Below are 8,477 nucleotides of genomic sequence, written 5' to 3' on the forward strand. Positions count from 1 at the left end.
GTCTCAGGCCGGGGGGTATGGGGGCGCCACGTGGGAGTCACCGTTTCGCAACCTTGTGGGGGTGTTGTGGCGGGGGTGCCGGGCGCCAGAATCTACGCGCGTTGTCAGTGAGTTGAGCTGCGAGATTCTGGGAGTTGACGTGTCGTTGAACCGGAGGAATTTCCTGGGGCGTACGGCTGCCACGGGTGCGGGTGTCGCGCTGGTGGGGTCGGTGGGTGCCGGGTCGGCGGAGGCGCGGGAGGTGGTGGCCGGCTCGGGTGGTGGCCGGGGCAGGCATTACGCGTTGTCGGTGCTGGGGACGACGGATCTGCACGGGAATGTCTTCAACTGGGACTATTTCACGGATGCGGAGTTCGACGACAAGGCGCACAACGATGTGGGGCTGGCGAAGATCTCGACGCTGGTGAATGAGGTGCGGCGGGAGAAGGGGCGGCGGAATACGCTGCTGATCGACGCGGGTGACACGATTCAGGGTACTCAGCTGTCGTATTACTACGCGCGGGTGGATCCGATCACGAAGGCGCACGGTCCGGTGCATCCGATGGCGCGGGCGATGAATGCGATGGGGTATGACGCGGCGGCGTTGGGGAATCACGAGTTTAATTACGGTATTCCGGTGCTGCGGAAGTTCGAGGAGCAGTGTGATTTCCCGCTGCTGGGTGCGAACGCGTTGGATGCGAAGACGTTGCGTCCGGCTTTTCCGCCGTATGTGATCAAGCGGGTGCGGGCGCCGTTCGGGCGGGATGTGCGGGTGGCGGTGCTGGGGTTGACGAATCCGGGGATCTCGATCTGGGACCGGGCGAATGTGCAGGGGAAGATGGTGTTCCCGGGGTTGGAGGAGCAGGCGGCGAAGTGGGTGCCGAAGCTTCGGTCGATGGGTGCGGATGTGGTGATTGTCGCGGCGCATTCGGGGGCGGATGGTTCGTCGTCGTACGGGGATGCGTTGCCGTATGTGGAGAATGCGGCGGCGTTGGTGGCGGAGCGGGTGCCGGGGATCGATGCGATTTTGGTGGGGCATGCGCATGTGGAGATTCCCGAGCGGCGGGTGGTGAACAAGGAGTCGGGTCGGGAGGTGGTGTTGTCGGAGCCGTTGAAGTGGGGGCAGCGGTTGACGGTGTTCGACTTCGATCTGGTGTGGGAGCGGGGGTGTTGGCGGGTGTCGTCGGTGGGGGCGAAGGTGTTGAATTCAAATACGGTTGCCGAGGATCCGAAGATCACTGGTCTGTTGCGGGGTGAGCATCGGAAGGTGGTGGCGTATGTGAATGAGGTGATCGGTACGTCGTCGGCGGCGATGAGTGCGGCGGAGGCCGCGTACAAGGACACGCCGGTGATTGATTTCATCAATCATGTGCAGGCGGAGACGGTGCGTGCGGCGTTGCGGGGTTCGGAGTTCGCGGGGTTGCCGGTGTTGTCGCAGGCGTCGTGTTTTTCGCGGACGGCGGGGGTGCCGGCGGGGAAGGTGTCGATTCGCCAGGTGGCGGGGTTGTATCCGTTCGAGAACACGCTGGAGGCCCGGGTGTTGACGGGGGCTCAGGTGCGGGATTATCTGGAGTTCTCGGCGCGGTATTACGTGCGGACGGCGCCCGGTGGTGCGGTGGATCCCGCGAAGCTGACGAATGCGGAGAACATTCCGGATTTCAATTATGACGTGGTCAGCGGCCTCTCGTACGAGATCGACATCGCGAAGGCGCCGGGGGCGCGGATCTCGAATCTCTTGTTCGACGGGAAGCCGCTGGACGACGCGGCGCGGTTTGTGCTGGCGGTGAACAATTACCGGGCGAGTGGTGGGGGGAATTTCCCGCATGTCGCTCGGGCGAAGCAGGTGTGGGCGAATTCGGAGGAGATCCGTAACACGATCATCTCGTGGGTGCGGGCCCAGGGGTCGATCGATGTGGGGCGTTTCGCGTCAGTGGACTGGAAGTTGACGCGGGATGGTGCGCCGGTCTTCTGAGGTGGTGGTCCGGGGTCGCGGCTGTGGCCGCGGCTCCAGGCCGAAGGTGGTGAAGGCGGTGCGTTCGGGGAGGGGGTAGGCGGTCCTGCCGGTGATGGCGTTGAGGATGACGGCGCTGCGCCAGGCGGCGAGGCCGAGGTCGGGGGTGCCGATGCCGTGGGTGTGGCGTTCGGCGTTCTGGACGTGGACGGCGCCCTTGACGAGGGGGTCGAGGACTAGGCGGTGGTTCTCGTCGATGCGGGGGCGGTCGCTGTGGTCGCGGCGGATGTAGGGGTCGAGGGCGGCGAGGAGGGTGTCGGTGCGGCGTTCGCGGTAGCCGGTGGCGAGGACGACGGCGTCGGTGGTGATGCGGGAGCGGGTGCCTTGTTGGGCGTGTTCGAGGTGGAGTTCGACGCGGGTGGTGCCGACGCGGCCGGCGGTGCGGACGAAGACTCCTGGGGTGAGGACGGTGTCGGGCCAGCCGCCGTGGAGGCTGCGGCGGTAGAGCTCTTCGTGGATGTCGGCGAGGGTTTCGGTGGCGATGCCTTTGTGGAGTTGCCATTGCTGGGGCAGGAGTTGGTTGCGTACGCCTTCGGGGAGGGCGTGGAAGTAGCGGGTGTAGTCGGGGGTGAATTGTTCGAGGCCGAGTTTGCTGTATTCCATGGGGGCGAATGCGGGGGTGCGGGCGAGCCAGTGGAGTTTTTCGCGGCCGGTGGGGCGGTTGCGGAGGAGGTCGAGGAAGACTTCGGCGCCGGACTGGCCGGAGCCGATGACGGTGATGTGGTCGGCGGCGAGGATTTTTTCGCGGTGGTCGAGGTAGTCGGCGGAGTGGATGACGGGGACGTTGGGGGCTTCGGTGAGGGGGCGTAGGGGTTCGGGGATGTGGGGTGTGGTGCCGACGCCGAGTACGAGGTTGCGGGCGTAGGCGCGGCCGAGTGCTTCGGCTTCTCCTTCGGTGTCGAGTTGGGTGTAGTCGATTTCGAAGAGGTTGCGTTCGGGGTTCCAGCGGAGTGCGTCGATCTGGTGGCCGAAGTGGAGGCCGGGGAGGGATTGGCTGACCCAGCGGCAGTAGGCGTCGTATTCGGCGCGTTGGATGTGGAATCGCTCGGCGAAGTAGAAGGGGTAGAGGCGTTCGCGGTTTTTGAGGTAGTTGAGGAAGCTCCAGGGGCTGGTGGGGTCGGCGAGGGTGACGAGGTCGGCGAGGAAGGGGACTTGGAGGGCCGTGCCGTCGATGAGGAGGCCGGGGTGCCAGCGGAAGGTGGGGGTCTGGTCGTAGCAGGCGGTGCGGAGGCCGGGGAGGCCGTGGGCGAGGGCGGCGAGGGAGAGGTTGAAGGGGCCGATGCCGATGCCGGCGATGTCGAGGGGGTGGTCGGGGGTGGTGCGGGGGCCGGGTTGGGGGGTGGTGTCAGGGTTGGTGTGTTGGGGCTTTTTCGGGGGGTTGGGGTTGTTCATGGGTTGATGTGGCCTTCCACGAGGTTGAGGAGGGTTCGGAGGTGGTGGGGGGTGGTGTGGGGGTTGAGGAGGGTGGTTTTGAGCCAGAGGCCGTCGGGGGTGGTGGTGCGGCCGAGGACGGCGTGGCCGTGGTGGATGAGGCGGCGGCGGGTGGTGGCGATGGTGTGGTCGTCGGTGTCGGTGGGGCGGAAGAGGACGGTGCTGAGGGTGGGGCGGGCGTGTAGTTCGAAGCGGGGGTGGGCGTCGATGAGGTCGGCGAGGTGGTGTGCGGTGGCGCAGACGCGTTCGATGAGGCGGCCCATGCCGGTGCGGCCGAGGGCGCGGAGGGTGACGGCGATCTTGAGGATGTCGGGTCGGCGGGTGGTGCGCAGGGAGCGGCCGAGGAGGTCGGGGTGGCCGGCTTGGGTGTCGTCGGGGGCGTTGAGGTAGTCGGCTCGGTGGGCCAGGGGGTGGAGTGCGGTGGTGTCGGGGACGGCGAGGAGGCCGGCCGCGATGGGTTGCCAGCCGAGTTTGTGCAGGTCGAGGGCGATGGTGTGGGCGCGGTCGAGGCCGTGGAGTGCGGGGCGGAGGGTGTCGCTGAAGAGGAGGGGGCCGCCGTAGGAGGCGTCGATGTGGAGTTGGGCGTGGTGGGTGTGGCAGAGGTCGGCGAGGTGGGGCAGGGGGTCGATGCGGCCGGTGTCGGTGGTGCCGGCGGTGGCGATGACGAGGGTGGGGGTGTCGGGGTGGGTGTGGAGTGCGGTGTGGAGGTGTGTGGGGTCGAGGGTTCCGGTGGGGGTGGGGAGGGTGTGGGGTGCGGGGAGGCCGAGGAGCCAGGTGGCGCGGTGGATGCTGTGGTGGGCGTTGGCGCCGCAGATGACGCGGAGGGTGCGGTCGGGTCGGGGTGGGGTGCCGTACGGGGAGTCGTACGGCTTGGGGCGGTGCGTGGTTCCGGGTGTGCTGCCGGCCGCCGGGTGGTGTGCGCCGTCGGGTGTGGTGGCGGGGTGCGCTCCGTGGCGTGCTTTCTCGCGTGCGAGCAGGAGTGCGAGGTGGTTGGACTCGGTGCCTCCGGTGGTGGCGATGGCGTCGGGTGCGGGGTGGTGGGGGTAGGCGAGGGCGGCCAGGGCGTGGAGGAGTTCGGTTTCCAGGGCGGAGGCGGCGGGGGCCTGGTCCCAGGAGTCGAGTGAGGGGTTGAGGGCGCTCGCGGCGAGGTCGGCGGCGGTGGCGAGGGCGAGCGGTGGGCCGTGGAGGTGGGCGGCGCAGTGCGGGTGGGCGGGGTCGGCGGCGCCTTCGGCGAGGGCCCGTACGAGGGTGTGGAGGGCTTCGTGGGGGCCGGTGCCGTGTTCGGGGAGGGCGGGACCGAGGGCGCGTACGCGTGCGGTGGTGGTGTGGGGGCCGCCATGGGGGATGGGGCCGGCGCGGGTGGTGGCGCCTTGGGTGAGGGCGTCGAGGACGGTTTCGAGGAGGGGGCGGAGTGCCGAGGGTCCCTCGGTGTCTCCGGCGAGGGGCGGGAGGGTGGTCTCGGACATGCTGGTGCCCCCTTTTGGGTTGTGTTGTGGGGTGGGCGGGTGGGGTCGGGGCGGGCGGCAACTGCATCAAGTTACTGTCGGCGCACGTTCGGTGACCGTGCTCCGGTGGGGTTTCGCCCGATGGTGGTATGCCGTGCGACGGCGGAGAGTTGGGTCTGCTAAGGGGTGCGGGGCGGACTTCGGGCTCGGCGTCGACTAATCTGCACCCATGGCCATGAACTTTCTCGCTATCGATGTAGGGCCGCTCAAGCCCGAGCCCGCGCCGCTCGTCCTTGGGTTCGTCCTCTTCTTCATTGTTTTCGCCGTGATGGCGAAGGTGCTCCTCCCCCGGATCAGCAAGGTCCTCGTCGAGCGCGAGAAGGCCACCGACGGGCGGTTCGACGAGGCTGAGGCGACGCGCGCGGAGGCCGCGCGGGTGCACGCCGAGTATCAGGAGCTGCTGGCCGAGGCGCGGCACGAGGCCGCTCGCCTGCGCCAGGAGTCGGTGGAGCAGGGTACGGCGATCATCGCGGAGCTGCGGGCCGAGGGTCAGCGGCAGCGTGAGGAGATCATTTCCGCGGGGCACGCGGTGATCGACGCGGAGCGTGCGGTCGCGGAGGCCGAGCTGCGTGAGCAGGTCGGTGTGCTGGCGACGGAGCTGGCGGGCCGGATCGCCGGTGAGCCGGTGGGGGATTTCGCTCGTGAGAGTGGTGTCGTGGACCGTTTCCTGGAGGAGCTGCGTACGGCGCAGCCGTCGGACGCGGTGAGCGAGAAGCGCGACTGACGCGGGCGGCGCCTGGGGCGCCGCTGATGTGCCGAGGCTCCCGTGACCCTGTTCTGGGTCATGGGAGCCTCGGCTTTTTCGTGTTAGGGGCGGGCGGTGCGGATGGTCAGGGCGCGGCGGAGGTCGTCGATCTGGTCGGTGAGTTTGCGGCGCAGTGCGGGGGTGGGGGCGGTGGTGGCCAGGCATTCCTGGCCGAGGTGGAGGGTGTCGGTGTCGACGAAGGGGTGGGGGAAGCCGTGGCGGCCGGTGGCGTCGGCGAGTGCGGGGCCGCGGCGGGTGGCGAGTGCGGTGGCGGCGGGGAAGTAGCGGTCGCGGTAGGGGCGCAGGAGGTCGAGCTGTTCGGGCTGCCAGAAGCCTTGGGCGGTGGCGATGAAGAGGTAGTTGGAGAGGTCGTCGCGGGTGTACATGGCGTCCCAGGCGGTTTGTTTGGCCGTGGGGTCGGGGAGGGCGGCGTGGCAGCGTGCGGCGCCTTCCTGGCCGGTGGCGCTGGGGTCGCGGGCGAGTTCGGCGTCGATGGCGGCGGGGGTGGTGGCGCCGAGGGCGGCGAGGCGGGCGAGGGCGCGCCAGCGGAGGTCGGGGTCGAGGGCGGGGCCGCCGGGTGCGGTGCCGGTGGTGAGCCAGTGGTGGAGGGTGCCGGGGGTGGTGGTGCTGTCGATGAGGGTGCGTACGGCGGTGAGGCGCAGTCCTTGGGTGTGGTGGCCGGTGGTGCGGTCGAGGAGGTCGTGGCAGAGGTCGGTGAGGGTGGCGAGGGCCTGTGGGCGGGCGGTGGGGTGGGTGTAGCGGTCGGTGATCTGCTGGCGGGCGAAGGTGAGGACGCCGCGGGTGATGGCGGTGTCGGTTTCGTGGGGCAGGTGGGCGCGGGCGGCTTCGAGGTAGGCGGTGGGGGTGAGTTCGGCGTCGCGGACCATGTCGCGGGCGGCGTTCCAGACGACGGCGCGGGCGAGGGGGTCGGGGAGGCCGGAGAGGGAGCGTACGGCGGTGTCCCAGGAGGTGGGGTCGAGGCGGATCTTGGCGTAGGTGAGGTCGCGGTCGTTGGGGAGGAGGAGGGCGGGGCGGGGGCCGGGGAGGGTGGTGGGGGTGCCCAGGGGTACGTCGGTCTCGAAGCGGTCGCGGAGGGTGAGGCGGGTGGGGTGTGCGGGGTCGTGGTCGTAGGCGCCGACGGCGATGCGGTGGGGGCGGGTGCCGTGGTGGTCGACGGTGAGGTGCCAGTGGCCGTCGGTTTCGGTGGTGGCGGGGGTGAGGGTGTCGACGCCGGTGGTGCGGAGCCAGGTGTCCGCCCAGGTGTGGACGTCGCGGTCGGTGTGACGGGCCAGGGAGTCGATGAGGTCGGCGAGGGTGGCGTTGCCGAAGCGGTGGCGGGTGAAGTGGTCGTTGAGGCCGGCGAGGAAGGTCTTCTCGCCGAGCCAGGTGACGAGCTGGCGGAGGACGGAGGCGCCCTTGGCGTAGGAGATGCCGTCGAAGTTGAGGAGGGCGGAGGCGGTGTCGGGGACGGCGTCGAGGTCGGGGGCGACGGGGTGGGTGGAGGGGCGCTGGTCGGCGTCGTAGCCCCAGCTCTTGCGGGAGCAGGCGAATTCGGTCCAGGCGCCGTCGAAGCGGGTGGCCTGGGCGAGGACTTCGTAGCCCAGGTATTCGGCGAAGGACTCGTTGAGCCAGATGTCGTCCCACCATTGGAGGGTGACGAGGTCGCCGAACCACATGTGGGCCATTTCGTGGGCGATGGTCACGCCGCGGGTCTGGCGTTCGGTGTCGGTGACGGCGGAGCGGAAGACGTATTCGTCGCGGAAGGTGACGAGGCCGGGGTTCTCCATGGCGCCGGCGTTGAATTCGGGGACGAAGGCCTGGTCGTAGGAGTCGAAGGGGTAGGGCTCGTCGAAGATCTCGTGGAAGCGGTCGAAGCAGCGGCGGGTGATGTCGAGGATTTCCTCGGCGTCGGCGTCGAGGTGGGCGGCGAGGGAGCGGCGGCAGTGCAGGGCGAAGGGCAGTCCGGCGTGTTCGGTGCGTACGGAGTGCCAGGGGCCTGCGGCGAAGGCGACGAAGTAGGTGCTCAGGGGCTGGGTGGTGGCGAGGGTCCAGCGGCCTTCGGCGGGGTCGCCGGTGCGGGTGGCGACGGCGTTGCCGAGTACGGTCCAGGCGGGCGGTGCGGTGACGGTGGCGTCGAAGACGGCCTTGAGGTCGGGCTGGTCGAAGGCGGCGAAGACGCGCTGGACGTCGTCGAGGAAGGCCTGGCTGTAGAGGTAGGTCTCGCCGTCGGCGGGGTCGGTGAAGCGGTGCATGCCTTCGCCGGTGCGGGAGTAGCGCATGTCGGCTTCGAGGCGCAGCTCGTGGGGGCCGGGGGCGAGGCCGGTGAGGGGGAGCCGGTTGTCGTCGAGGGTGGCGGGGTCGAGGAGGTGTCCGTCGAGGGTGGCGTGGTGCAGGGTGGCCGGCTTGATCTCGGCGAAGGTGTCTCCTGCGGTGCGGGCGGAGAAGTGGATGACGGTGGTGGAGCGGAAGAGGTCGTCGCCGCGGGTGAGGTCGAGGTCGATCTCGTAGCGGTGGACGTCGAGGAGTCGGGCTCGGTCCTGGGCTTCTTCGCGTGTCAGTGCGGGCATGGGGTCATGATCTCGTTCTTGGCGGCGTGTGCGGGTGCCGTGTGCGGTGGGCTTTTCCCCTACCCCGCCCCTTCCCGCTGCGTCTGATGTGCGGCTCCGCCGCGTGGAGGGCGCACCCCAGCCCCCCGGTTGCGGGTCGGTGGGCGCCTGCGGCGGGCTTGTTCCCCTACCCCGCCCCTTCCCGAAACTGGGGGCAAGCCCCCAGACCCCCGAAGCACGCTTCGCGCGCTGTCCTCAAA

5 protein-coding genes are annotated in these 8,477 nt (G+C 69.5%); 2 read left to right on the top strand and 3 right to left on the bottom strand.

What is annotated here, in order from left to right; translation table 11 throughout:
* Window positions 1–139 precede the first annotated feature (139 nt).
* Entirely contained in the window at window positions 140–1,951 is a 1,812-nt protein-coding gene (locus tag ACFY1P_RS23525; protein WP_390751770.1) for a bifunctional metallophosphatase/5'-nucleotidase, read from the top strand.
* Here the strand turns inward: ACFY1P_RS23525 and ACFY1P_RS23530 are convergent.
* Window positions 1,907–3,382 (bottom strand): SidA/IucD/PvdA family monooxygenase, encoded by a 1,476-nt coding sequence (locus tag ACFY1P_RS23530; RefSeq protein WP_361526910.1) that lies wholly within the window; start codon window positions 3,380–3,382, stop codon window positions 1,907–1,909. The two genes, ACFY1P_RS23525 and ACFY1P_RS23530, sit on opposite strands and share 45 nt — an antisense overlap.
* The gene (locus ACFY1P_RS23535) at window positions 3,379–4,887 is read right to left on the bottom strand and encodes a pyridoxal phosphate-dependent decarboxylase family protein (protein WP_390751771.1); all 1,509 of its coding nucleotides are present in this window, start codon (window positions 4,885–4,887) and stop codon (window positions 3,379–3,381) included. Before ACFY1P_RS23535 ends, ACFY1P_RS23530 begins: the two co-directional genes overlap by 4 nt.
* Before the next feature lie 208 nt (window positions 4,888–5,095).
* Between ACFY1P_RS23535 and atpF the strand changes: the two genes are divergently transcribed.
* Entirely contained in the window at window positions 5,096–5,650 is a 555-nt protein-coding gene (gene atpF, locus ACFY1P_RS23540; protein WP_361526914.1) for a F0F1 ATP synthase subunit B, read from the top strand.
* A gap of 83 nt (window positions 5,651–5,733) precedes the next feature.
* Here atpF and pepN read toward each other — a convergent pair whose 3' ends face one another.
* Entirely contained in the window at window positions 5,734–8,238 is a 2,505-nt protein-coding gene (gene pepN / locus ACFY1P_RS23545) for an aminopeptidase N (protein ID WP_390751772.1), read from the bottom strand.
* Between the last annotated feature and the right edge of the window lie 239 nt (window positions 8,239–8,477).

Source organism: Streptomyces sp. NPDC001407 (assembly GCF_042895325.1).
Classification (GTDB): Bacteria; Actinomycetota; Actinomycetes; order Streptomycetales; family Streptomycetaceae; genus Streptomyces.

Coding starts and splice junctions, on each gene's coding strand:
- atpF (WP_361526914.1), top strand. CDS start 5,096: ATGGCCATGAACTTTCTCGCTATCGATGTAGGGCCGCTCAAGCCCGAG.
- ACFY1P_RS23535 (WP_390751771.1), bottom strand. CDS start 4,887: ATGTCCGAGACCACCCTCCCGCCCCTCGCCGGAGACACCGAGGGACCC.
- pepN (WP_390751772.1), bottom strand. CDS start 8,238: ATGCCCGCACTGACACGCGAAGAAGCCCAGGACCGAGCCCGACTCCTC.
- ACFY1P_RS23530 (WP_361526910.1), bottom strand. CDS start 3,382: ATGAACAACCCCAACCCCCCGAAAAAGCCCCAACACACCAACCCTGAC.